This window comes from Novosphingobium sp. (assembly GCF_965229225.1).
Classification (GTDB): Bacteria; Pseudomonadota; Alphaproteobacteria; order Sphingomonadales; family Sphingomonadaceae; genus Novosphingobium.
The window spans coordinates 2,806,992-2,830,468 of sequence record NZ_OZ245867.1; the positions used below are offsets into that span (position 1 = coordinate 2,806,992).

The window sequence follows — 23,477 nt, forward strand, 5'->3', positions numbered from 1 at the left end:
GAGGACGCGCGCTTTCCTGTCCACAGGTGCATAAGCCTGTGGACAGGATGGGGGCAATTCCCGCTAAAGCGAGCAATTACAGGGGCGTGATCTGCATGGCACTTACACGGTAAACTCCCCGTCGCCCCGTGCTTGACACGGGGCTTGGCTAACCTTTGCTGCCAAGGAAAGCCCAGGCCCGTGTCAAGCACGGGCCGACGGAAGTCTTTTGAGATATCAACCGACCTTCAAATCCGCGCTGTTACTTGGTGTAGGCCTTGACCAGTTCATAGAGATAGGCGCGGCCGGTCATGAGCGACTTGATCTCGATCCGTTCGTTGAGGCCGTGGACGCCGTTGCCGTCCGGATTGCCCCAGCTGCCCGGCACGCCATAGGTCGGGATGCCCACCGCGGCGAGGAAGATGCCATCGGTCGCGCCGGTCGACATCGTCGGCACCACGGGGACGCCGGGAAAGTACTTGGCGGCGAGCTTTTCCATCGGGCCGATGATCGCGGGATCCATCGGCGGGGTCTTGGCGAGGGGGCGCAGCGGCGGGACCGGGGTGATCGTCACGCCGGTATCGGCGACGACGGCCTGCAGTTCCTGCTGCACTTCCTCCACCGAGTGGCCGGGGAAGATGCGGCAGTTGACGTTGGCCCCGGCGCGCTGCGGCAAGGCGTTGTTGGCATGGCCGCCATCGATCAGCGTGGCAACGCAAGTGGTGCGCAGCATCGAATGGAACGTGCGGTCGGTGTTGAGGACCGCTTCCGCCGCGCTATCCGCCGGGTTGGCGGCAATCGCCTGCATCGCCTTGCCGAGATCATCGGACCGGGCTGCGCCGGCCTTGGCGAAGAAGGCACGAGTCGTGTCCGAAAGCTCGAGCTTGAAATCGTAGGCCTGCAGCTTCACCAGCGCGGCAGCGAGTTCGTAGATCGCATTCTCGCGCACCGGGATCGAGCTGTGGCCGCCCGGGTTGCGCGTTTCGAGCCGGTAGTTCTGCACGCCCTTCTCGCCGACCTGGATCGATTCCACCACAAGCTTGCCGCCTTCGGAGAGGCCCTTGCCATTGGTGCGCCCGCCGCCGCCTTCGTTGAGCGCGTAGGCGGCATCGATCAGATCGCGCTTGTTCTTGGCCAGCCATTCGGCGCCGTTGAAGGCATAGGTCGTCTCCTCACCGCAGGTGAGCGCGAGCTTGAGCGTGCGCTTGGGCTTGAAGCCCTCCTGCTTGAAGCGGATCAGCGTATCGACCCAGCCTGCCGCCATCGCCTTGTCGTCGCTCGTGCCGCGCGCGTAGAGGTAGCCGTTCTCTTCGATCAAGGTGAAGGGATCGCGCACCCAGTCCTCGCGCTTGGCTTCCACGACGTCGAGGTGGGCGAGCAGCAGGATCGGCTTCTCGGTCTTCGACGTGCCGGGCATGACGGCGACGAGGCCGCCTTCCTTGGGCTTTTCGGGCGTGGCGAAGAGCGTCAGCTGATCATCGGTGAAGCCCGCCGTCTTGAGGCGCGCCGCCATGCGTTCGGCTGCCAGTGTGCAGCTGCCGGAAGAGAGTGTCGTGTTGGTTTCGACGAGTTCCTTGTAGAGGCTGCGGAACGCTTCCTCTCCGCCGTAGGGATCGGCCTTCGCGGTTGGCGCGGCCAGTGCCGGAGAGGAGAGCAGTGCGGCCGAAATGGCGCCGGTCAGCAGCTTGCGCATGGGGTGACAAGTCCTTTGTCGTGAGGGGGTTGCGGCGTGTTTCAGCACGATTGGCGCCCCGCCGCCAGTCCCCCTCGCTTCAGCGGGTGAAACAGGGCTCTCCCTTGTGCAAAACAGGGCGGATTCGCTTGGGAAATCGGCCTTTAATGCCTATGTCCGAATGATGGCCAGTACGAACGAAAACATCCCCAACGCCAACGAATATGGCGCCGATTCCATCAAGGTCCTGCGCGGGCTCGATGCGGTGCGCAAGCGCCCCGGCATGTACATCGGTGATACCGATGATGGCTCGGGCCTGCACCACATGGTGTTCGAGGTTTCGGACAACGCGATCGACGAGGCGCTGGCCGGGCATTGCGATCTCGTGCTGATCGAATTGAACCCCGATGGTTCGGTCTCGGTGGAAGACAATGGCCGCGGCATCCCCACCGGCATCCATGCCGAGGAAGGCGTTTCCGCCGCCGAAGTGATCATGACCCAGCTCCACGCGGGCGGGAAGTTCGAGAACACCAGCGACGACAATGCCTACAAGGTTTCGGGCGGGCTCCACGGCGTCGGCGTCTCGGTCGTCAATGCGCTCTCGGAATGGCTTGAACTGACGATCTGGCGCGACGGGCAGGAGCACTGGATGCGCTTCGAACACGGCGACGCGGTCGCCCCGCTCAAGGTCACCGGCCCGGCTCCGGACGATGGCAAGGGCGGGGTGAAGAAGGGCACGCGGGTCACGTTCTCGGCCAGCCACGACACCTTCAAGAACGTGCTCGAGTTCGATTTCGACAAGTTGCAGCACCGCTACCGCGAGCTGGCCTTCCTCAATTCCGGCGTGCGCATTCTGCTGCGCGACAAGCGGCACGAGGAAGTGGCCGAGCACGATCTCTACTACGTCGGCGGGATCGGCGCGTTCGTGCAGTACCTTGATCGCAACAAGCAGCCTCTGATGCCCGAGCCGATCGCCATTTCCGCGAGCCGCGACGGCGTGGGGATCGATGTCGCGCTCGAATGGAACGACAGCTACTACGAAAACGTCCTCGCCTTCACCAACAACATCCCCCAGCGCGATGGCGGCACGCACCTTGCCGCCTTCCGCGCGGCGTTGACGCGCACGCTCAACGGCTATGCCGATCGTTCGGGCATGCTGAAGAAGGAAAAGGTCAGCCTCACCGGCGATGACATGCGCGAGGGGCTGACCGCGATCGTTTCGGTCAAGCTGCCGGACCCCAAATTCTCCTCGCAGACCAAGGACAAGCTGGTCAGCTCCGAAGTGCGCCAGCCGCTCGAAAGCTTGATGGCCGACAAGATGAGCGAATGGCTGGAGGAAAACCCCGCCCACGCCCGCGCCGTGATCCAGAAGGTGATCGACGCCGCCGCTGCGCGCGAAGCCGCCAAGAAGGCGCGCGAGCTGACCCGGCGCAAGGGCGCGATGGATATCGCCAGCCTGCCCGGCAAGCTGGCGGATTGCCAGGAGCGCGATCCCGCCAAGTGCGAACTGTTCCTCGTCGAGGGCGATTCGGCAGGCGGCTCGGCCAAGCAGGGGCGTGATCGGCACTTCCAGGCGATCCTGCCGCTGAAGGGCAAGATCCTCAACGTGGAGCGCGCGCGGTTCGACCGGATCATCGGCTCGAAGGAAGTCGGCACGCTGATCCAGGCGATGGGCACCGGCATCCGCGACGAGTTCAATCTGGGCAAGCTGCGCTATCACAAGATCGTGATCATGACCGACGCCGACGTCGACGGCGCGCATATCCGCACGCTGCTGCTCACGTTTTTCCACCGCCAGATGCCCGAGATCATCCGCGAAGGGCACCTCTTCATCGCCCAGCCGCCGCTCTACAAGGTGGCGAAGGGGCGCAGCGAGGTCTACCTCAAGGACGGCCCGGCGCTCGATCGCTACCTTGTCGAGGCAGGCCTTGCCGGCCGTATGCTGGAAACCGCTGGCGGCGCGCGCAGCGGGGCGGATCTGGCGGGGCTGGTCGAGCACGCGCTGCGCTTCCGCAACCTGATGGCCTTCGCGCCCAAGCGCTATGATCCGACGATCATCGAGGCGCTGGCGCTGGCGGGCGCGCTTGAGCCCGAGATGACCGCAGCCGAGCGTGACGCGGCGCTGGCTGCCAGCGTGCGCTGGATGGACCGGGGCGAGCACGATGCGCGCTGGGTTGCCGAAGTGGCCCCCGATGGCGGCTATCGCATCCAGCGCGTGTGGCGCGGGGTGACCGACAACCACACGATCGAACCCGGCTTCCTTTCGAGTGCCGAGGCGCGCAAGCTCGCCCGCCTCGCCGGGGAGCAGGCCGAAGTCTATGCCATGCCCGCGCGGCTGGTGCGCACCAGCGCCGCCGCTGCCGAGCCCGAGCCAGAGGCCGTGCTGGAAGGGCAGGAGGGCGAGGCCGAAGCGCCCGCGCCCGTGCGCCCGGCGACCAAGGAAAGCGCCGGGATCACCCGGCCTTCGGAACTCCTTGCGCAAGTGCTGGCGGCGGGGCGCAAGGGCCTTGCCATCTCGCGCTACAAGGGCCTGGGCGAAATGAACGCCGATCAGCTGTGGGAGACCACGCTCGATCCCACGCAGCGCTCGCTGCTGCAGGTGAAGATGGAAGACGCCGACGTGACCGACGAGATCTTCACCCGCCTGATGGGCGACGTGGTCGAGCCGCGCCGCGACTTCATCCAGGAAAACGCGCTCAACGTGGCGAACCTGGACGTCTGATGGCTGGCGCGACTCTGGCCGAAATCCCCTTGGATCAGGCGGCCACGATGATCGATCTGGAAGGCCGTGTGCCGATCATCGGCACGATCCGCGAATGTGCGATGCACTTCACGCTCTACAAGCCGCACGCGCGCGAGAATGCACGCCTGCTGCTGACGGTGCCGGTCCACCGCGAGGGGCGGGCGACGCGGACCTGGCTGCTGGAACCGGCGGAAATCGCGGTGCTGGCGGATCGGCTCAAGGAAGAAGGCGCTGAAACGGCGCACTAGGTTTTCGCTTTTCCTTCTTGTTGCCCCCCATCAAACCCCGCTCACCCTGAGCTTGTCGAAGGGTGATTGCGCCGCCGTAGTGATTGATGCTTCGACAGGCTCAGCATGAGCGGGTCTGGGTGTGGCTGGAGGCGGGGCATTGTCCCCTGAACATGTTGGATTTGGCGGCACGCCGGTGCGGCCTGCAGGCAATAGGGTTGGATCGCGCGGCCGGTGCGGCGCCGTTTGAGGGCGCTGCGGGGAGGACGTCGCAGGGCTGCTTCGTTTGCGAACGGCGGGAAGGGGCAGTTGCCGATCCGGCTCGACCTGAAAGGGACCAGACCCGGATGCCAGGGGCGGCTCGCATACCAGCCGGCAACCGACTTCACCGGGCTTTGGGGCCGGGCGAAGCGTGGGCAGTGATCCACTGGGCACGGCATCTGCCGGGCCGAGGCCTTGGGACGACGCCCCGCCTTGAACCCGCAGCCCGCACCGACCGCGTCGGCCCTTGGCGTGAGCCTCGGGCCAGAAGAGCGGGGGGAAGGCTGGCCTCGCCTGCCCCCGATCCGGGGAGGCGTTTAACCTATTTGGTTTGTTTTGTCAAGGGCAAAGCTGCATTGGAGCAATACTCCATCAGTGATGAGCTGACGTCCAAAGGAAACTCAAATGCACACTCATGGCAGTTTGCCGTTTCTCCATCCCTGACCAAAATAGTCTCGCATCTTGGACATATATATGCATTGAAAGACAAGAAATCAGAAAGCTTATAGGAAGACACGGCATAAGCTAGTCGCGGATCAACGATAGAATATTGATGTAAGGGGCGATTTCCCGGGTTCTCGATATCACCTGATTTGATAACAGCACCTACATTCATCAGATTCTGAATCTTATTTCGACCCGCCTGATGGCTGACACGAAAAATATCGTTAGCTATCTCGCCTATTGTGAATGAAACAACTCCAATTTTCGAAAGATCATTGATTTTCTCTGCGCCATAAAGTTCAATTGATCGTTCTCTCGAGTAATTCTTTATTCCACTTTCAATACTAGACCAAGTTAGCGGCTCGTGAGTGTCCGAAATCTTGGTGTGCTCGTCTATAATTCTTCCAACTAGCCGAATAACATCACGCGGAGAGCCATTGCCCAGGCAACAAATTAGCTTGTGCAAGTCTATATCGGAATCTTCAGAAATAAGATCATTCAATGAACTTACCTGTGAATTTGAATATGCTGCTATCCGCCTCGAAAGCATTTCAGATAGGTTGTCAGCAGACCAGTTTAATCTATGTACGAGTACACGGTCTGTTCGCAGACCAGCTTCAACAACATGATCTTCAATCTGATCCCAGAGAAAAAACTTGAACGAAAGTCCCTCGAGCTCCAAAAGGTTGAGCTCTGTCAGGAGCGGGGCAATGAATTTACCACAGGAGATTGCATCGTTAGCGAACTCAGAGATTTCATCAACACGGTCAACGAGAACGTATACTGAATCGTATCCGTATGATTGGATGATGGTGATGAGGCGTTCGATGATATAGAGCGGAGGCTCATCCTTAAGTTCTTTTGTCGATAACTCTAGATCAAGCGGCGGCAGTCCCCATATTGTCGGAATCGCTGAGACGATCTTTGTAATATTCCCAGCCTGAGCTTGTATAAACTCTCGAACTTTCTCAACGTCGCTCTTTATTGACTTTAATATTTCGATTGCTTCTGCCTCATTTAGGCTTCCAAGATACTTCTTAAAGCAAAAATTAAGAAGAATTTTGTCTGATTTACCTAAGTCATGAAGAGGACTTGTTTGTATAAGTGCGAGTGTAGCAGATAATAAACGCTGGATAACTTGGCTTAAATGCCAATCGGTGTTCAGCGATGTAATTTTGCTACGTGATATATGGCGAAAACTATCGTATGTTATGCAAAGAAAGCGCGAGGTGTTTTGAGTTTCCGCATACTCTTCTAGCATAACTTTTTGAGCTGTTTTACCACCGCCACGAGGTGCGAAAATCACGTTACTCTTTGGATTGCGCGGGTCGCCCTTCACGGATGTAAAGTATGGTGGCGGCACAAAATACTGTGAAAGTCGCGGCTCCTTGTCCGCGTTCGTGCTTGCGAAGGGGTTTTCTTCGAACCCTCGCGATGCAAGAAACCGACTAATCACTCCGCTGCGATCCCAGCCGCCTTGAACATGTCGGCTTCGTCTTCGACCACCAGCTCGTTCGCCGGTTCGGCGGACTTCGCCTTGCGGCGGCTGTCGAAGCTCGACCACACGGTGTTCCAATCACCGCGGGTGGCGGCCTTGGAGTACTCGGTGGCGCGGGTTTCGAAGAAGTTGGCGTGTTCGACGCCGTTGAGCAGCGGGGTGAGCCAGGGGAGGGGGTGTTCCTCGATCATGTAGATCGGCTGGAAGCCCAGCTGGCCGAGGCGCCAATCGGCGATGTAGCGGATGTACTTCTTGATTTCCTTGGGGCTCATGCCCGGAACCGGGCCCTGCTCGAAGGCGAGGTCGATGAAGGCGTCCTCCAGGCGGACGGTCTTCTGGCAGCAATCGATGATGTCTTCCTTCACCGCCTTGGTGAGGCAGCCGCGTTCCTGCACGAAGGCGTGGAACAGCTTGGTGATGCCTTCGCAGTGGAGCGATTCATCGCGCACCGACCACGAGACGATCTGGCCCATGCCCTTCATCTTGTTGAAGCGCGGGAAGTTCATCAGCATGGCGAAGCTGGCGAAGAGCTGGAGGCCTTCGGTGAAGCCGCCGAACATCGCGAGGGTGCGGGCGATGTCTTCATCGCTGTCGACGCCGAACTGCTGCAGGTAATCGTGCTTGGCGCGCATTTCCTCGTATTCGAGGAACATCGCGTACTCGCTCTCGGGCATGCCGATGGTGTCGAGCAGGTGCGAGTAGGCGGCGATGTGCACCGTCTCCATGTTGGAGAAGGCGGCGAGCATCATCTTGACCTCGGTCGGCTTGAACACGCGGCCGTACTTGTCGTGGTAGCAATCCTGCACCTCGACATCGGCCTGGGTGAAGAAGCGGAAGATCTGGGTGAGCAGGTTGCGCTCGTGGTCCGAGATCTTCTGCGCCCAATCGCGGCAATCCTCGCCGAGCGGCACTTCTTCCGGCATCCAGTGGATCTGCTGCTGGCGCTTCCAGAACTCGTAGGCCCACGGATATTCGAAGGGCTTGTAGGAGCTGCGGGCTTCAAGAAGTGACATGGGACGGATCCTGTTGGGCAAGGGATTGATATAGGAAGCGGGGTGCGGCGGGATAAGCCGCGCCAAAGGGTAAACGCGCGGAATCGCGCAAGATCGCGGTGCGGCGCGTGGAACGAGTGGGCCGGCGGCGCGTTGTGCGGTTGAGGACGCGCGGCCTTCCGGCTGCGCGGCCCGACCTCAGCCCCGGAGAACCATCATGTCCAATGCCATCGCCGCACAAATCCGCGAGCACATGGAAATCATCGGCGCAGACGGCGTGCATGTCGGCACGGTCGATCATGTCGACGGCGACCGCATCAAGCTGACCAAGAAAGACAGCAGCGCCGGGATCGAAGGTGAGACCCATCAGGGCCACCACCACTATCTCTCGCTCGGGCTGGTTGCCGAAGTGGAGGGCGACACGGTGCGCCTCTCCGCCAATGGCGACGTGGCCTACTCGATGGAAGAGGAAAACTAAGGCAGCAGATCCGGCCGCAACCCCGTTCGAGGGTGCGGCCGGGTGCTGCGCTATTTCCAGAACCAGCGCGGGGTCAGCTTGCGCTCCGCCCGATTGCGCCACATCTGGATGTAGAGCCAGAGCCCCGAGAAGCTGAAGAAGATCATCGCGAAGCCCGAGAGCAGGCTGATCGCCACCCCGACGGGCCCGAAGGTTTCGCCCGAATGCAGGTGATGCAAGAAGCCGATCACCGCGCGCGGATCGCCCGGCTTGGGCTTGGGCCGGCACGTGTAGTCCGGCGGGCAGGTGAAGGCTGGCTTGCCCTCCGCTTGCGCCGCCTTGGGCTTCCCGCCCTCGCCACCCGCGAAGAGCGGCACGATCTGGCTGAGCGTGCCGGTTACGGCGATCCACAGCAGAAAGACGCCGAAAAACACCGAGATCCAGCGGTGAAACTTGCGCATCAATAGGTCCCTTCTGATATTGCAATTCACTCGCAATACTAGAAGGGCGTGAGCCGATCGCGCAAGCGGGCATCGTGTCGCGAATTGTACGCCGCGAAGCGCGCCGCGCCTGGGGGGCGCAGCGGGCTTTGCAAGAGAGCGGACGATCCGGCATGGCGTGCCTTTAGCGGCTGGAAGGGGCGCGGGGCTCTAGGTGTGGCCTCACTGGCAGGCGAGGCATTCCTCGTAGTCGGTCGGGCTCGCCAGCTCGATCACGGGGGCGACGGCGGTGTTGTCCGCCTCTACCCCGCCGGCAAAGCCCGCGCGCTGCACCGACTTCGAGCGGAGGTAGTAGAGCGACTTGATGCCCTTCTCCCAAGCCTGGAAGTGCAGCATCATGAGGTCCCACTTGTCGACATCAGCCGGGATGTAGAGGTTCAGCGACTGCGCCTGATCGATATAGGGCGTGCGATCCGCCGCGAATTCGAGCAGCCAGCGCTGGTCGATCTCGAAGCTGGTCTTGTAGACCGCCTTTTCCTCCGGCGAGAGGAAATCGAGGTGCTGGACCGAACCGCCGCGCTCGAGGATCGAGTTCCACACGTTGGTGGAATCCTTCGACTTCGACTGGAGCAGCTTTTCGAGATAGGGGTTCTTCACCACGAAGCTGCCCGAGAGCGTCTTGTGGGTGTAGATGTTCGCCGGGATCGGCTCGATGCAGGCAGACGTGCCGCCGCAGATGATCGAGATCGACGCGGTGGGGGCAATCGCCATCTTGCAGGAGAAACGCTGCATCACGCCCATGTCCGCCGCATCGGGGCACGCGCCGCGTTCCTGCGCGAGGAGCAGCGATGCCTCATCCGCGCGCGACGCGATGTGCTTGAACATCTTGAGGTTCCACGCCTTGGCCATGGCGCTTTCGAAACCGATGCCCTTGAGCTGCAGGAATGAGTGGAAGCCCATCACGCCCATGCCGACCGAGCGTTCGCGCATGGCGGAGTACTTGGCGCGGGCCATCTCGTCCGGCGCGCGGTCGATATAGTCCTGCAGCACGTTGTCGAGGAAGCGCAGCACGTCCTCGATGAAGCGGTCGTCCTTGTTCCACTCGTCCCAGGTTTCGAGGTTGAGCGAGGAGAGGCAGCAGACGGCGGTGCGATCGTTGCCGAGATGGTCGCGCCCGGTGGGGAGGGTGATTTCCGAGCACAGGTTCGAGGTCGAAACCTTGAGGCCGAGATCGCGGTGATGCTTGGGCATCATGCGGTTCACCGTGTCGTTGAACACGATATAGGGCTCACCCGTGGCGAGGCGGGTTTCGACGAGCTTCTGAAACAGCGAACGCGCATCGACGGTGCCGCGCACCGAGCCGTCCTTGGGGCTGCGCAGGTGGAATTCGGTGCCATCGCGCACCGCTTCCATGAACTCGTCCGTCAGCAGCACGCCGTGGTGCAGATTGAGCGCCTTGCGGTTGAAATCGCCCGACGGCTTGCGGATTTCGAGGAACTCCTCGATTTCAGGGTGCGACACGTCCAGGTAGCAGGCCGCCGAACCACGGCGCAGCGAGCCCTGGCTGATCGCGAGGGTGAGGCTGTCCATCACGCGGACGAAGGGGATGATCCCGCTGGTCTTGCCGTTGAGGCCGACAGATTCGCCGATGCCGCGCACCTGGCCCCAATAGGTGCCGATGCCGCCGCCGCGGCTGGCGAGCCAGACGTTCTCGTTCCACGTGCCGACGATGCCTTCGAGGCTATCAGACACCGAGTTGAGGTAGCACGAGATGGGCAGGCCGCGCCCGGTGCCGCCGTTTGAAAGCACGGGGGTGGCCGGCATGAACCACAGCTTGGAGATGTAGTCGTAGAGCCGCTGCGCGTGATCCTGATCGTCAGCGTAGGCGTCGGCCACGCGCGCGAAGAGATCCTGATAGCGTTCGCCGGGCAGCAGATAGCGGTCGTCGAGCGTATCCTTGCCGAAATCCGTCAGCAGGGCGTCACGCGCGTGATCGGTTGCGATCGTGAAGCGGCGCGCGTTGATGGTCTTGGAATCAGGCGCCGGCTTCGCCGCTGCGGCGAGCGCGCCTGCAGCGCCTGCGGCCATGGCCGCCACCAGCGCTTCGCTGCCCTTATCATCCGCACTCATGCCAATTGCCTTTCCATCTGCCGGGGCAGGGCCGCTGGTGAGGCCCAGCTCGCTCTGGCCGAAATCTTCACGACCCGTACCGTCCTGCTCAACGACGCCGTCACCAGTCCTGAAATCCACGCCGCAACCCCTGTTCATCTTTGAGCGGCCCCCGGATCAAACCGAATCGGGCCCTCGAAATCCATCATACGCCTTGCGGAACAAAAGGAGAATGTTTCATTCTCCCAAGGCTTCGCGCGGGCGCCCGCTGCAAGGTCAAGACCAGGGTCGGCGGCGATGCAGCCACCGTTGCCGCGAGCTAACTGCCCGCTGCGCCACTGAAACTAGGTTTAGAGGTTCCCCCGGGATCCGACCACTACCCATAGTGCCTCAACCGGAATCAGACACAAGAGGGTAAACACCGCATTACGGATTCGGCTCGTCGCACGTACGATTCGTTTCATCGTCATGACAGTCATGCTGCAGTGCAGCGACGCGCGTGGAAACAGCCATTTCAAGTCCCAATCTGAGCTGCCCAAAAATATTTCAGCACCTTCCACCGATCTTGTGGACAATATCGCTGTCCAGACCCTTCACCACGTTTGCCACCCGATTATCCACTGGCGCGTAGGGCACGGTGCGCGATATGCGTCGCACTGGTTGCAAAAGCGGAGCGGGCGCGTGTTCAAGCTTATCTCGATCATTCTCAGCGGCTTGTTCGTCGGTCTCGCCGCGCGCTATCTCTATCCCGGCACGGTGCCGATGGGCCTTGGCCGCACGATCCTGCTGGGCATCGCCGGCTCGCTGGTGGCGGGCCTCGCGGCAGGCTGGGGCAGCAACGACGGCGGCAAGGTGAGCCGCGCCGGGTGCATCGCCTCCGTGCTGGGCGCGATGGTGCTGATCTTCATCGGGCGGCATTTGTAGGGGCACGGGCTGCGCCTGACCGCTCTGGATTCCCGCCTTCGCGGGAATGACGAAGGTGGTGAGGTTCGCGGGAATGACGAAGGTGGTGAGGTTCGCGGGAATGACAAAGGTTGGGCAGGGCGCGGAAAGGACGCAGGCGGGGTGGGCGCGCTGAGGTCTTCCGCCCGCCTTCAGCCAGGCACCAGCACCGTATCGCGTGCGGCAGGCTGGGTCTGGGGGTAATCCTCGTTGAAGTGCAGGCCGCGGCTTTCGCGGCGGGCGCGGGCGCTCTTCACGATGAGTTCGGCGGTCTGGAGCAGATTGCGCAGTTCGATGAGGTCGGAGGTCACGCGGAAGTTGCCGTAGTAATCGTTGACCTCGCCCTTCAGGAGCTTGATGCGGTGCGCCGCGCGCTCGAGGCGCTTGTTGGTGCGCACGATGCCGACGTAGTTCCACATGAAGCGGCGCAGTTCGGTCCAGTTCTGCTTGATGACGACTTCCTCGTCGGAATCCGAGACGCGGCTTTCGTCCCACGGGCGCAGATCCGGCGGCGCGGGGAAGCTTTCCCAGCGGGCGAGGATGTCATTCGCGGCGGCATCGCCGAACACGAAGCATTCGAGCAGGCTGTTGGAGGCAAGGCGGTTGGCGCCGTGGAGCCCGCTTTCCGAGCACTCGCCGACGGCATAGAGCCCGTCGAGATCGGTGCGGCCGGCCAGATCGATGAGGACGCCGCCGCAGGTGTAGTGCTGCGCGGGGACGACCGGGATCGGCTCCTTCGTCATGTCGATGCCGAGGCCGAGCAGCCGCTCGTAGATATTGGGGAAGTGACCGCGGACGAATTCCGGGTCCTTGTGGCTGATATCGAGGTGGACGTAATCGAGCCCGAGCCGCTTGATCTCGTGGTCGATCGCGCGAGCGACGATATCGCGCGGGGCGAGTTCTTCGCGCGGGTCGAAGCGCGGCATGAAGCGTTCGCCGCCGCCCGGCACGCCCGGCGGCAACTTCAGGTGCCCGCCTTCGCCGCGCACCGCCTCGGTGATCAGGAAGTTCTTGACCTCGAGGTTGTAGAGGCAAGTGGGGTGGAACTGCATGAACTCCATGTTGGAGACGCGGCAGCCTGCGCGCCAGGCCATGGCGATGCCGTCTCCGGTCGCGCCGCGCGGGGCGGTGCTGAAGAGATAGGTGCGGCCCGCGCCGCCGGTCGCCAGGATCGTGGCGCGTGCGGCGAAGCATTCGACGCGGCCAGTCCCGGTATCGAGCGCGTAGACGCCCCAGACGCGGTGGCCGCTGCTTTCGCCGTCCGTGCGGTCGGCGCGGTGGCGGTCGGTCACCAGATCGATCGCGACCATGTCGGGCCGCAGGGTGATGTTGGGGTGCGCCGTGGCAGCCGCGATCAGCGCCTGCTGCACGGCCCAGCCGGTGGCGTCGTCGACATGGACGATGCGGCGGTGCGAGTGCCCGCCTTCGCGCGTGAGGTGCAAGGCGCCGGATTCGGCATTGAACGGGACGCCGAGATCGGCGAGCCGGCGGATCGCCGCGGGTGCGTTCTCCACCACGAATTCCACGGTGTCGCGGCGGTTGAGGCCGGCGCCAGCGACCATGGTATCGCGGATATGATCGTCGAAGGTATCCCCCTCGTCGAGCACGGCGGCAATGCCGCCCTGCGCCCACGCGGTCGAGCCGCCGTCCAGCGCGCCCTTGGCGAGCACGAGTACACGGCAACGCTCTGCAAGCACCAAAGCGGCTGTGAGGCCGGCGGCGCCGGAGCCGATGATCAGGACATCAGGGCTGGCGGGTTCCGAGGCACTCATGACCAGACCCGGGGCACATCAGGAAGATGATCAAACACGCATGCTCTTTGCCTGTCCCTGCGGCGTTTGGAAAGTCTCATGCGGTGCGGGGCACGAGGTAAAAAATTTGTGTTTGCACGTTTTGGGTGTTTGTTTCCGCATCTGCGAACTGGTAGGATTTGCGTGATCGCTTCTCCTCTCCAGGATCACATGCCATGCTATGGCGCCTGCCTTTCTGCCTGTTCAACAGGCATCGCTCCGATCCGGCGTCCGTAAGGTGGAACGGCACCCGCCACGTCGGTCGGTGCCGTGACTGCAAACGCACGATCCGCCGGTCAGGCAAAGGCTATTGGAAGCTCTTTTCTGAGCAAAACGAGATTTAAAACCAAAAATATAGCAAAATACTCGCAAGGCGCGGCGGAGCTTACCCGGCCGCGCCCGCAGGGGCGCTCGTCAGTTTGACGAAGACATCCTCGAGGTCCGCTTCGTCGGTCGAGACATCGACGATTCCGTAGCCGAGCGACTGGACCAGCGTGAGCACATCACCCGCGTTGATGCGGTCCTTGTTGTAGGTCACGCGAAGCTCGCGTTCGCCGGAAATCGTGCTCTTAACAAAGGCCTCGTGCTGCGGTGCGGCAACGATCGGGCGATCCAGTGTAAGCACCACGATTTTCTCGCGCATCATGCCCACCAGTTCACGCGTCGGCTGGTCGGTAATCAGCCGTCCGTGGTTGATGATCGCGATGCGGTCGCACAGCTGCTCCGCCTCTTCGAGGTAGTGCGTCGTCAGGACGATGGTAACGCCCTGCTTGTTAAGATCGACCACCAGTTCCCACAGCAGCCGCCGCAGTTCCACATCGACGCCTGCGGTCGGCTCGTCGAGCACGAGGATCGGCGGGGTATGGACCATGGCCTTGGCGATGAGCAGGCGGCGCTTCATGCCCCCCGAAAGCGAGCGAGCATAGGCATGAGCCTTGTCGGCCAGATGGACCGACTGCAGGAGTTCGAGCGAACGGCGCGCAGCGGGCGGCACACCATAGAGCCCGGCCTGGATGTCGAGCACTTCGAGCGGCGTGAAGAACGGATCGAACACGATTTCCTGCGGCACGATCCCGATCGAGGCCTTGGCGTTGCGCGGCTCGCGGTCGATGTCGAAGCCCCAGATCTCGACCGAGCCGGACGATTTCATCACAAGCCCGGCCAACGTGTTGATCAGCGTGGACTTGCCCGCGCCGTTGGGGCCAAGCAGGCCGAAGATCTGGCCCTGCGGCACATCGAAGCTGACGCCGCCGAGCGCGAGCTTGCCCTCTCCCGATTTGCTGCCAGCCGGGGCGTAGCGCTTGACGAGATCGCGGATGCGGATGGCGGGGGTCGTTTCCATGGGGTTCTCCCTGCCCCTTGATGCGCTTGGCGTAAAGGGGGCAAGGCAGGACGGGTGCAAGCACCTGCTTGTCGGCGGCATGCCGGTTTGCTAACCGCGCGGCCATGACTACGATCAAGGCACCCGAGACGGTTCTCACCACAAGCTCGCGCGTCCGCTGCGACGGCGCTGACGGCATCCGCGGCGGCGCGGCGCTGGGGCATCCCCGCGTGTGGATCGAGATCGACGAGCGAGGCTACGCGGAATGCGGCTATTGCGATCGTCGCTTTGTGCTGAAGGGCGGACCGGCGGATCAGGCGGGCGCGTAATCACGGTGGCGTGATGCGGCAGGGCTGCCTATATCCCTGCGCATGACCCATACGCCCGATCCCCGCTCGCTGCTCTATCGCCCCGGACTGCTGACCCCTGAGGAGGCGCGGGCGCTGACCGCCACGGCGCTGGGCGCCTGCGAGGATGGCGAGCTCTATCTCCAGTTCATTGCCAGCGAGAGCTTCGGCTTCGACGACGGGCGGCTGAAGACGGCGGACTATTCGCGCGATGCCGGGTTCGGCCTGCGCGGCGTTTCGGGCGAGATGACCGGCTTTGCCCATGCCAACGAGATTTCCGCCGCCGCCATCGCGCGCGCCGGCGAGACGCTGAAGCTGCTCGATCCGGCAAAGGGCGCGGCCGCCGCCCCGCCGCGCCAGAACAACCGGCATCTCTACACCGATGCCTCGCCGCTCGATGCGATCCCCTTCGCGGCCAAGGTCAAGCTGCTCGAGACGATCGATGCCGCAGCGCGGGCGCGCGATCCACGCGTGGCGCAGGTTTCGGCGAGCCTTGCCGCGAGCTGGTCGGTGGTCGAGATCGTGCGGGCGGACGGCTTTGTCGCACAGGATGTGCGGCCGCTGGTACGGCTGAATGTGTCCATCGTGGCCGAACAGAACGGGCGGCGCGAGACGGGCAGCTTCGGCATCGGCGGGCGGCGGCTCTATGACGATCTGTTCGAGGCGGAAACGTGGAACCGCGCGATCGATTCCGCGCTGGCGCAGGCGCTCGTCAATCTCGAATCGGTCGATGCCCCGGCGGGCGAGATGACCGTGCTGCTCGGGCCCGGCTGGCCCGGCATCCTGCTGCATGAAGCCATCGGCCACGGCCTTGAGGGCGATTTCAATCGCAAGGGCACCAGCGCCTTTTCGGGCCGGATCGGCGAGCGCGTGGCGGCACCGGGCGTGACCGTGGTCGACGACGGGTCGATCCCCGGACGGCGCGGCTCGCTCACCATCGATGACGAAGGCACGCCGACCGAGGAGACCGTGCTGATCGAGGACGGCATTCTCAAGGGCTATATCCACGACCGGATGAGCGCACGACTGATGGGCCTTGCGCCCACCGGCAACGGGCGGCGCGAATCCTATGCCCACGCGCCGATGCCGCGCATGACCAACACCTTCATGCGGGGCGGCAGCGACGATCCGGCCGAGCTGCTCAGCCGCGTGAAGAACGGCATCTTCGCCAAGTCGTTCGGCGGCGGGCAGGTTGACATCACCAGCGGCAAGTTCGTGTTTTCCTGCACCGAGGCCTACCGCATCGAGAACGGCAAGCTGGGCGCACCGATCAAGGGCGCGACCCTGATCGGCGACGGGCCGAGCGTGCTGACGCGGGTGACCGGGATCGGCAATGACATGGCGCTGGACGAGGGCGTGGGCGTTTGCGGCAAGGGCGGGCAGAGCGTACCGGCGGGCGTAGGCCAGCCGACCCTGCTGGTCGAAGGGCTGACCGTAGGCGGCACAGCCTGACCCGCTGTGGCGGGGTCAGCAGTCTCGAAATGCGACACCAGGAGAACTACGTAGTAGGCGTAGGGCCTGCGACTTGGTTTAGGGTGCCCTCAGGGAAACTACAGTCAGCGCTGGTTAAGGCAGCGCGGCGTAGCCTGCCTGCCAATTGGAATGAGAAAGGGCACGTCATGATCCGGAACGCCACAAAGCTCGGGTTCGTTGCCGCCGCCGGCGCACTGCTGCTGGCTGGTGCGGCTGCCGACGCCCGCCCCCGCCTGACCGGTGAGGAACAGCTGGCCAAGCTGCTTGATGGCCGCGTTGCCGGCAAGCCGGTCAACTGCATCAACCTGCCCAACGTCCAGTCCTCGCGCGTGATCGACAAGACCGCGATCGTCTATGGCAGCGGCAGCACGCTCTATGTCCAGCGGCCGAAGTCGGGCGCATCGTCGCTCAATTCGGACGATATCCTCGTCACCCGGCTGGTGAGCTCGCAGCTCTGCAATATCGACGTGGTTCAGCTGCGCGATCGCAACGGCTTGTTCTGGCGCGGATTCGTGTCGCTCGATCAGTTCGTGCCCTATAGCAGGCCGGCCAAGGTCGCGCTGGCCAATTGATTTAGGGCCGCGCGTGGCGGTAAGGGCGCGGCATGCCTGCCACGTCCCTGCCGCTTCTGCGCCACGCCTCTCCCGCCGATACCGCCGCGCTTGCCGATCTTGGCCGCCGCGCTGTCAGCGCCAAGTTCCAGCACCTCTACAAGCCGGAGGACTTCGCCACCTTCCTCGGGCAGGCGCATAGTGAGGAGAAGGTGGCCAAGGAAATCGCCGATCCCGGCATGCGCATCGCGGTGATCGAGGAGGATGGCGCGCTCGTCGCCTTCTGCAAGCTGGTGCTGCAGAGCACGATGCCCGCCGGGCACAGCGACGCGCGCGCGCCGCTGGAACTGAAGCAGCTTTACACCGATCCCGCACGCATCGGCGGTGGATTCGGCGCAAAGCTGATGGATTGGGCGCTGGCCCAGGCAGAGGACGTCGGCGCGGACGAGATCCAGCTCTCCGTCTACAGCGAGAATCCGGAGGCACAGCGGTTCTACCATCGCTACGGCTTTGCCAAGATCGCCGATATCGAGTTCTGGGTCGGGAGCCACTGCGATCCCGAATTTCTTTATGCGCGCCGTCTCGTACGCGAAGGCCATGGCGGCGAAACCCATGGCCATGCCGGGACCGAGCAGGTATAAGGCAGGCCATGTCCTCCGTACGCCCCTGGCGCGATATCGCGCGCCGCAAGAGCCGCCAGATCATGGTCGGATCCGTTCCCGTTGGCGGCGATGCGCCGATCACGGTGCAGACCATGACCAACACGCTGACCAGCGATCCCGTCGCCACGATCAACCAGATCCGCCGCTGCGAGGATGCGGGGGCGGACATCATCCGCGTTTCGTGCCCCGACGTGGAAAGCACCGCGGCGCTCGGCAAGATCGTGCGCGCGGCGCGCATTCCGATCGTGGCGGACATCCATTTCCACTACAAGCGCGCGCTGGAAGCCGCCGATGCGGGCGCGGCCTGCCTGCGCATCAACCCCGGCAATATCGGATCGAGTGACCGCGTGGCCGAAGTGGTGCGTGCAGCCAAGGCCAATGGCTGTGCGATCCGCATCGGGGTGAACGCGGGCAGCCTCGAAAAGGACCTGCTCGAAAAGTATGGCGAGCCGTGCCCCGAGGCGCTGGTGGAATCCGCGCTCGATCATATCAAGCTGCTGCAGGACCACGATTTCCACGAATACAAGGTGGCGGTGAAGGCCTCCGACGTGTTCCTCGCGGTCGCGGCTTACATGGGCCTCGCCGAAGCGGTCGATTGCCCACTGCATCTGGGCATTACCGAAGCGGGCGGGCTGATCGGCGGCACGGTCAAGTCCTCGATCGGCCTTGGCAGCCTGCTCTGGGCGGGTATCGGCGATACGCTGCGCGTCTCGCTTTCGGCCGAGCCCGAAGAGGAAGTGCGCGTCGGCTTCGAGATTCTGAAGTCGCTCGGCCTGCGCACGCGCGGCGTGCGCGTCGTCTCCTGCCCCAGCTGCGCGCGTCAGGGCTTTGACGTGATCCGCACGGTGGAGGCGCTGGAAAGCCGCCTCAGCCACATCAAGACGCCGATCTCGCTCTCGGTGCTGGGCTGCGTGGTCAATGGACCGGGCGAAGCGCGCGAGACCGATGTCGGCCTGACGGGCGGCGGCAACGGCAAGCACATGGTCTACCTTTCGGGCGTGACCGATCACACCGTGCAGAGCGAGGAGATGCTGGAGCATATCGTCGCGCTGGTGGAGAAGAAGGCCGCCGAGATGGAAGCCGCCACGACCGATGCGGGGAAGGCGGAAGTTCCGGTAGGGTAGGCCGCGACCTTCGCGATTTGCTAACCCCTTTGCGGGCACAAGGCGGCCCGCCATGAACCGCTTCATCGTCCTCGCCGTCCTTGTGCTGATGAGCAGCGCGGTGCTTGCGCCGCGGCTCAAGGTCGAGCCTGCGGCGGACGAGCTGCATGCCAAGCCCGCGCATGTCTCACCCTGGAGCAAGGATGCGCCCGCGCCAAAGCGCGGCGGACCTGCCGAAATGGTCGAGATCGCGCGCGACGGGCAGGGGCAATTTCACCTCAATGTCGATGTCGGCGGCGAGTCGGTGCGCTTTCTTGTCGATACCGGCGCCGACGTGGTGGCGCTGACCGAGGACGATGCCGACCGGCTGGGGCTGCGGCCCGATCCTTCCGAATATCGCCCGATGCTGCAGACGGCCTCCGGCACCGGCATGGCGGCGCCGGTGGAGATCGAGCGGCTGACCATCGGTGGGCACGACCTGACCGGGATCGAGGCGGTCGTGGTGCCCGATCTGCCGGTCAGCCTGCTCGGTCAATCGGTGCTGCGGCGGCTGGGCAGTGTGACCTTGAAGGGTGACCGGCTGCTGATTGCGGGCTAAGAGCACGCGCATGACAGTTACCATCCGCCCTGCCACGCCCGCCGATCTGCCGCTGATCGCCGACCTCATCCGCGCGCTTGCCGATTACGAGAAGCTGGCAGACGCCGTGCGCTTTGATGAGGCGGTGCTGGGCGCCAAGCTCTTCGGCGCACGCCCTTATGCCGAGGTGATCATCGGCGAGGTTGATGGCGCGGCGCAGGGCTTCGCCTTGTTCTTTCACAACTTCTCGACCTTCGAGGGGCGTCCCGGGATCTATCTCGAGGACTTGTTCGTGCGGCCCGAGGCGCGTGGCAGCGGGCTCGGCAAAGCGCTCCTCTCGCAGCTCGCCGCGCTGGCAGTGGAGCGGGATTGCGCGCGGCTCGAATGGTCGGTGCTCGATTGGAACGAGCCCGCGATCGGTTTCTACAGGAAGCTCGGCGCGCGGCTGATGGACGAGTGGACGGTGATGCGGGTGGACGGCGCGGCGCTGGAACGGTTGGGCGCAGGCGCTGGAGAATCGGCGTAGTTCGCCGTATACAGAGCAATATGACGGGACTGGTGAACAGGCGCGGGCTCATCTTGGGCGCGGCAGCAACGGCTGTTGCTGCGGCCGCTCCTTTGCGCGTCTTTGCCCAACCCTACAGCGTGCCCGAACAGAACCGCCGCATCCTTGCTGTGGCGAAGGAGCAGATGGAGCGCGCCAGATCGGTGCTGTGGCGCACCGATATCGTAGGCGTGGCGGATTTTGCACTGCCATCGGCCATGCCGCGGCTTCATTTCGCCGATCTGGAAAAGGGCGAAGTGCGCTCGTTCCTCGTCGCGCATGGCAAGGGCTCGGACCCGGAGCACGACGGGTTCCTCAAGACCTTCTCCAACGACGTGGGCAGCCTCGCCACCTCGCGCGGGGCGTTCATCACCTATGAGTGGTACAAGGGCAAATACGGCACTTCGATCCGGCTCGGCGGGATCGATCCCGAAAACAGCAATACGCTGGAGCGTGCGATCGTGATGCATCCGGCGTGGTATGCCAATCCCGACATGCTGGAGAAATGGGGCAAGCTGGGCCGCAGCGACGGCTGCTTCGCGATGAGCGAGGCGGACTTTAACGAGGCGCTGTGGCACCTTTCCGGCGGGCGGCTTTTGTATGCGGACCGGCTGGGGATTTATTGAGTCCTTGCCCATAGCTTCGTCATTCCCGCGAAGGCGGGAATCCAGGGCGGCGCAGGGCAGCGCTTGCCCGCTCTGGATCCCCGCCTGCGCGGGGATGACGAAGTTTGGGGAGAATCGAAGCGAACTACAGCGGATTATCCAGCTTGATGATCGCCTCGTTGCTCTTGCGCTGGTCGGTGTGGAGTTCGCGCGGCTTGGTGAAGCTGGCGATGACGGGGGCGTCGCGGTTGTAGATGTCCGGGAAGCTGCGCATCAGGCCGGTCACGTCGCGCGCGACGGTGAAGTAGGTGATGTAGACCGCCCAGGGCTTGGTCATCGGCACCTTGGTGTACTTGCCCGAGAGGTTGTACTGCACCGCGGTTTCTGGCGGCAGGTCCGCACCGAGGATTGCCATCGTCATGGCCAGTTCGGTGGCGCGTTCGGCGCGGATGCAACCGTGGCTGAGCGCGCGCGTGGGGAGCGCGAAGAGGTTCCGGTTGGGCGTATCGTGGATGTAGATCGCGTGCTCGTTGGGCATGTCGAGCTTCACGCGGCCGAGCGAATTGTTGTCACCCGGCTGCTGCACCACGGTGATCGTGCCGTCCGCGTTCTTGGTCGCGACATAGCCCTGCCGCTTGGCAAGTGCGGGGCTGGCGATCAGCTTCTGGCCGAGGCCTTCGCCCACCACGATCGACTGCGGCACGGTCCAGGTCGGGTTGAACACCACGTTCTTGACCTGCTCGGCGAGCTGCGGCGTGGCGGTCTTGCCCGGCTTGCCGACGATGGCGCGGTAGGTGCGGATGATCTTGTTGTTCACCGTGAGCCGGAGCTCCTGCTCCGGCACGTTGATGATGAGGTATTGCAGCCCCATGTCGCGCGCCAGCCAGCGCCAGCGGTCCATGTTGGCCTTGATCATGCCGATCTGGCGCGGCTCCTTGGCCTTGGCCAGCATGTCGCGCAGCAGGGCATAATCGGGGTGCGTGGGATTGAGCGAGGCGAGTACGCCCGGAATGTCGTGCGTCTCGGTCGCCTGCGCAAGGAGCTGCGAATTGGGGTGCAGGTCCTGATCGGGATCGATCGCGAACCACTGCACGCGCGCGGGCATCGGCGTGCGGCCATCGCGCAGGTCTTCGGCGAGCCAGACGAAGAGGCGGCTGGCGAGTGCATCGAGATCGTCGCCTTCACCCTTGGCGATGGCGGCGGCCAGATTCGCCGGCTCGTAGTCGGCAGGGGTCAGGCCCTCGGTGCGGATTCCCTTGATCGCGGCGAGCAGCGCCTGCGCATCGGCGAGTGTCCAGTGCGCGAGCGGCGGCGGCACCGGCTGGAACACCGGCACGGGGGCTGCCGTGGCAGCGTCGGCAGGAGCCGGGGCCCCCTGGGCTGATGGTGCCGGTGCTGTGGGACTCGGCGCGGGCTTGGGCGCATTGACGCTCGGCGCGGGCTTGGCGGGCTGGGCCGCTGCGGTCAGATCGACCGGGCCCTGCCGGGCGGCGGCGGGGGTGCCAAGCACGGCCCAGCCGATCGCTGCCGTGCAGAGCATGCCGCTGAGACTGGACCGATGGATTATATGCATTCGTTGATGTCTTTCCCTGTTTGGGCGCCCGGCTACACACTAATTCCTGCCCCAAGCTGGTGTTCCAATCAAGCAAGGCGGCTGACTGTTTGCTGAATTGCAGCATGGGGCGGGGTCGGGCGATGGGCCTCGCCTTTGCACTCCGCCAGCGGGGTCGCTATGGGCGGGCGATGAAGCGCTCCGCCCCCTTGCTCCCGATCCTTTCCGCCCTGACCGGCCTTGCCTGCTTCGGCGTGATGGACGGGTTCATGAAGATCGCCGCACTGGCGGTGGGGGCCTATGCCGCGCTGTTCTGGCGCAATCTGGTTGGTTCGCTGATCATGCTGCCGGTCTGGCTGGCGCGCGGCAACAAGGACGGCCGCCGCCGGCTGCCGGGGCGCGAGGCCATGCGGCTCCATCTGATGCGCTCGGGCGTTTCGGGGGTGATGGCGGTGCTGTTCTTCTATGGTCTTGCGCGGACCCCGGTGGCCGAGGCCATGGCGCTGTCCTTCGTCGCCCCGCTGCTCGCGCTCTATCTGGCGGCTGCAACGCTGGGCGAGGAGCTTTCGCGGCGCGCGGTGGCGGGATCGGTGCTGGCGCTGAGCGGCGTGGGCCTGATCGCGGCGGGCAAGTTTGGCGGGCAATACAACACCGAGAGCGTGCACGGGCTGATCGCGATCCTGCTTTCGGCGGTGCTCTATGCGGTGAACCTCGTGCTGCAACGGCGGCAGTCCCAGCTTGCGGGGCCGGAGGAGATTTCGTTCTTCCAGACGTTCTTCATCTTCTGCCTGCTGGGCCTTGGCGCATGGTGGTTTGCGCCGATGCCGCCGGCGCAGATGTGGCTGGTGCTTTCAGCCTCTGCCGTACTCTCGACGGGATCGCTGATGCTGCTGGGCTGGGCCTATGCCCGCGCCGAAGCGCAGGTGCTGGTGCCGCTGGAATACACCGCGTTCATCTGGGCGGCGCTGACGGGCTGGATCGTGTTTTCCGAACCGGTGACTGTGCGCACCCTTGCCGGCGTGGTGCTGATCGTGGCGGGCTGCCTTATCGCGCTGCGGCGCAAGCCCGCACTGGAAGCCGCCGCCGAGCGCGCTTGACCGGGCAAGACGGCCGGCAACGCAGGGCCGCGTTCGCGCGCATGATCAGCATGCAAACTATGCATTTCACGCAGCCTCCAAGCCTTGACGC

The 23,477-nt window shown here is 63.9% G+C and carries 21 protein-coding genes; 13 read left to right on the forward strand and 8 right to left on the reverse strand.

The features are described 5' to 3' along the window. Positions 1-241: 241 nt before the first annotated feature. Positions 242-1,672, reverse strand: coding sequence for a M20/M25/M40 family metallo-hydrolase (locus ACO06X_RS12960; RefSeq protein ID WP_421836668.1), 1,431 nt, complete (start codon positions 1,670-1,672; stop codon positions 242-244). A 163-nt stretch (positions 1,673-1,835) separates the two neighbouring features. Between ACO06X_RS12960 and gyrB the strand changes: the two genes are divergently transcribed. After that, positions 1,836-4,373: a DNA topoisomerase (ATP-hydrolyzing) subunit B gene (gene gyrB, locus ACO06X_RS12965; protein WP_421836669.1), complete on the forward strand. Its 2,538-nt coding sequence runs from the start codon at positions 1,836-1,838 to the stop codon at positions 4,371-4,373. Beyond that, a complete protein-coding gene (locus tag ACO06X_RS12970) occupies positions 4,373-4,642 on the forward strand; it encodes a hypothetical protein (RefSeq protein WP_421836670.1) in 270 nt (89 codons plus the stop codon). The genes gyrB and ACO06X_RS12970 overlap by 1 nt, the downstream gene beginning before the upstream one ends. Positions 4,643-5,204: 562 nt before the next feature. On the opposite strand, the gene ACO06X_RS12975 is transcribed toward ACO06X_RS12970, so the two are convergent. Both ACO06X_RS12975 and ACO06X_RS12980 read right to left on the reverse strand, forming a co-directional pair. Then, positions 5,205-6,890, reverse strand: a complete 1,686-nt coding sequence (locus ACO06X_RS12975) for a P-loop ATPase, Sll1717 family (RefSeq protein WP_421836671.1) — start codon at positions 6,888-6,890, stop codon at positions 5,205-5,207. Then, positions 6,779-7,837, reverse strand: a complete 1,059-nt coding sequence (locus tag ACO06X_RS12980; RefSeq protein WP_421836672.1) for a ribonucleotide-diphosphate reductase subunit beta — start codon at positions 7,835-7,837, stop codon at positions 6,779-6,781. Before ACO06X_RS12980 ends, ACO06X_RS12975 begins: the two co-directional genes overlap by 112 nt. 196 nt (positions 7,838-8,033) lie before the next feature. On the opposite strand from ACO06X_RS12980, the gene ACO06X_RS12985 reads away from it, so the two are divergent. Further along, positions 8,034-8,294, forward strand: a complete 261-nt coding sequence (locus tag ACO06X_RS12985) for a DUF2171 domain-containing protein (protein WP_421836673.1) — start codon at positions 8,034-8,036, stop codon at positions 8,292-8,294. A gap of 50 nt (positions 8,295-8,344) precedes the next feature. On the opposite strand, the gene ACO06X_RS12990 is transcribed toward ACO06X_RS12985, so the two are convergent. Beyond that, a complete protein-coding gene (locus ACO06X_RS12990) occupies positions 8,345-8,734 on the reverse strand; it encodes a PepSY domain-containing protein (RefSeq protein ID WP_421836674.1) in 390 nt (129 codons plus the stop codon). 201 nt (positions 8,735-8,935) lie between these two features. Then, complete coding sequence (locus ACO06X_RS12995) at positions 8,936-10,963, reverse strand: ribonucleoside-diphosphate reductase subunit alpha (RefSeq protein ID WP_421836675.1); 2,028 nt, start codon at positions 10,961-10,963, stop codon at positions 8,936-8,938. A 540-nt stretch (positions 10,964-11,503) separates the two neighbouring features. Between ACO06X_RS12995 and ACO06X_RS13000 the strand changes: the two genes are divergently transcribed. Next, complete coding sequence (locus ACO06X_RS13000; protein WP_421836676.1) at positions 11,504-11,746, forward strand: GlsB/YeaQ/YmgE family stress response membrane protein; 243 nt, start codon at positions 11,504-11,506, stop codon at positions 11,744-11,746. A 170-nt stretch (positions 11,747-11,916) separates the two neighbouring features. Here the strand turns inward: ACO06X_RS13000 and nadB are convergent, their stop codons facing one another. Continuing rightward, positions 11,917-13,536 (reverse strand): L-aspartate oxidase, encoded by a 1,620-nt coding sequence (gene nadB / locus ACO06X_RS13005; RefSeq protein WP_421836677.1) that lies wholly within the window; start codon positions 13,534-13,536, stop codon positions 11,917-11,919. 403 nt (positions 13,537-13,939) lie between these two features. Further along, positions 13,940-14,896, reverse strand: a complete 957-nt coding sequence (locus ACO06X_RS13010) for an ABC transporter ATP-binding protein (protein ID WP_421836678.1) — start codon at positions 14,894-14,896, stop codon at positions 13,940-13,942. A gap of 104 nt (positions 14,897-15,000) precedes the next feature. Here ACO06X_RS13010 and ACO06X_RS13015 point away from each other — a divergent pair, with 104 nt between their 5' ends. The 8 genes from ACO06X_RS13015 to ACO06X_RS13050 all read left to right on the forward strand — a co-directional run bounded on the left by ACO06X_RS13015 (position 15,001) and on the right by ACO06X_RS13050 (position 20,758). Further along, positions 15,001-15,204 (forward strand): zinc-finger domain-containing protein, encoded by a 204-nt coding sequence (locus ACO06X_RS13015; RefSeq protein WP_298164302.1) that lies wholly within the window; start codon positions 15,001-15,003, stop codon positions 15,202-15,204. 42 nt (positions 15,205-15,246) lie between these two features. Next, a complete protein-coding gene (tldD, locus tag ACO06X_RS13020) occupies positions 15,247-16,674 on the forward strand; it encodes a metalloprotease TldD (protein ID WP_421836679.1) in 1,428 nt (475 codons plus the stop codon). 167 nt (positions 16,675-16,841) lie between these two features. Continuing rightward, positions 16,842-17,267 (forward strand): hypothetical protein, encoded by a 426-nt coding sequence (locus tag ACO06X_RS13025; RefSeq protein WP_421836680.1) that lies wholly within the window; start codon positions 16,842-16,844, stop codon positions 17,265-17,267. A 32-nt stretch (positions 17,268-17,299) separates the two neighbouring features. Further along, positions 17,300-17,887, forward strand: coding sequence for a GNAT family N-acetyltransferase (locus ACO06X_RS13030; protein ID WP_421836681.1), 588 nt, complete (start codon positions 17,300-17,302; stop codon positions 17,885-17,887). Between the two features lie 8 nt (positions 17,888-17,895). Then, positions 17,896-19,032, forward strand: a complete 1,137-nt coding sequence (gene ispG, locus ACO06X_RS13035) for a flavodoxin-dependent (E)-4-hydroxy-3-methylbut-2-enyl-diphosphate synthase (RefSeq protein WP_421836682.1) — start codon at positions 17,896-17,898, stop codon at positions 19,030-19,032. Between the two features lie 52 nt (positions 19,033-19,084). Next, the gene (locus tag ACO06X_RS13040; RefSeq protein WP_421836683.1) at positions 19,085-19,609 is read left to right on the forward strand and encodes a retropepsin-like aspartic protease family protein; all 525 of its coding nucleotides are present in this window, start codon (positions 19,085-19,087) and stop codon (positions 19,607-19,609) included. A gap of 10 nt (positions 19,610-19,619) precedes the next feature. Next, positions 19,620-20,114 (forward strand): GNAT family N-acetyltransferase, encoded by a 495-nt coding sequence (locus ACO06X_RS13045; protein WP_421836684.1) that lies wholly within the window; start codon positions 19,620-19,622, stop codon positions 20,112-20,114. A gap of 119 nt (positions 20,115-20,233) precedes the next feature. Then, positions 20,234-20,758 carry a murein L,D-transpeptidase catalytic domain-containing protein gene (locus ACO06X_RS13050; RefSeq protein ID WP_421836685.1) on the forward strand — a complete coding sequence of 175 codons (525 nt, stop codon included), beginning with the start codon at positions 20,234-20,236 and terminating at the stop codon, positions 20,756-20,758. A gap of 124 nt (positions 20,759-20,882) precedes the next feature. Here ACO06X_RS13050 and ACO06X_RS13055 read toward each other — a convergent pair whose 3' ends face one another. After that, positions 20,883-22,310, reverse strand: coding sequence for a L,D-transpeptidase family protein (locus tag ACO06X_RS13055; protein ID WP_421836686.1), 1,428 nt, complete (start codon positions 22,308-22,310; stop codon positions 20,883-20,885). A 170-nt stretch (positions 22,311-22,480) separates the two neighbouring features. Between ACO06X_RS13055 and ACO06X_RS13060 the strand changes: the two genes are divergently transcribed. Next, a complete protein-coding gene (locus tag ACO06X_RS13060) occupies positions 22,481-23,386 on the forward strand; it encodes a DMT family transporter (protein ID WP_421836687.1) in 906 nt (301 codons plus the stop codon). Positions 23,387-23,477: the final 91 nt, after the last annotated feature.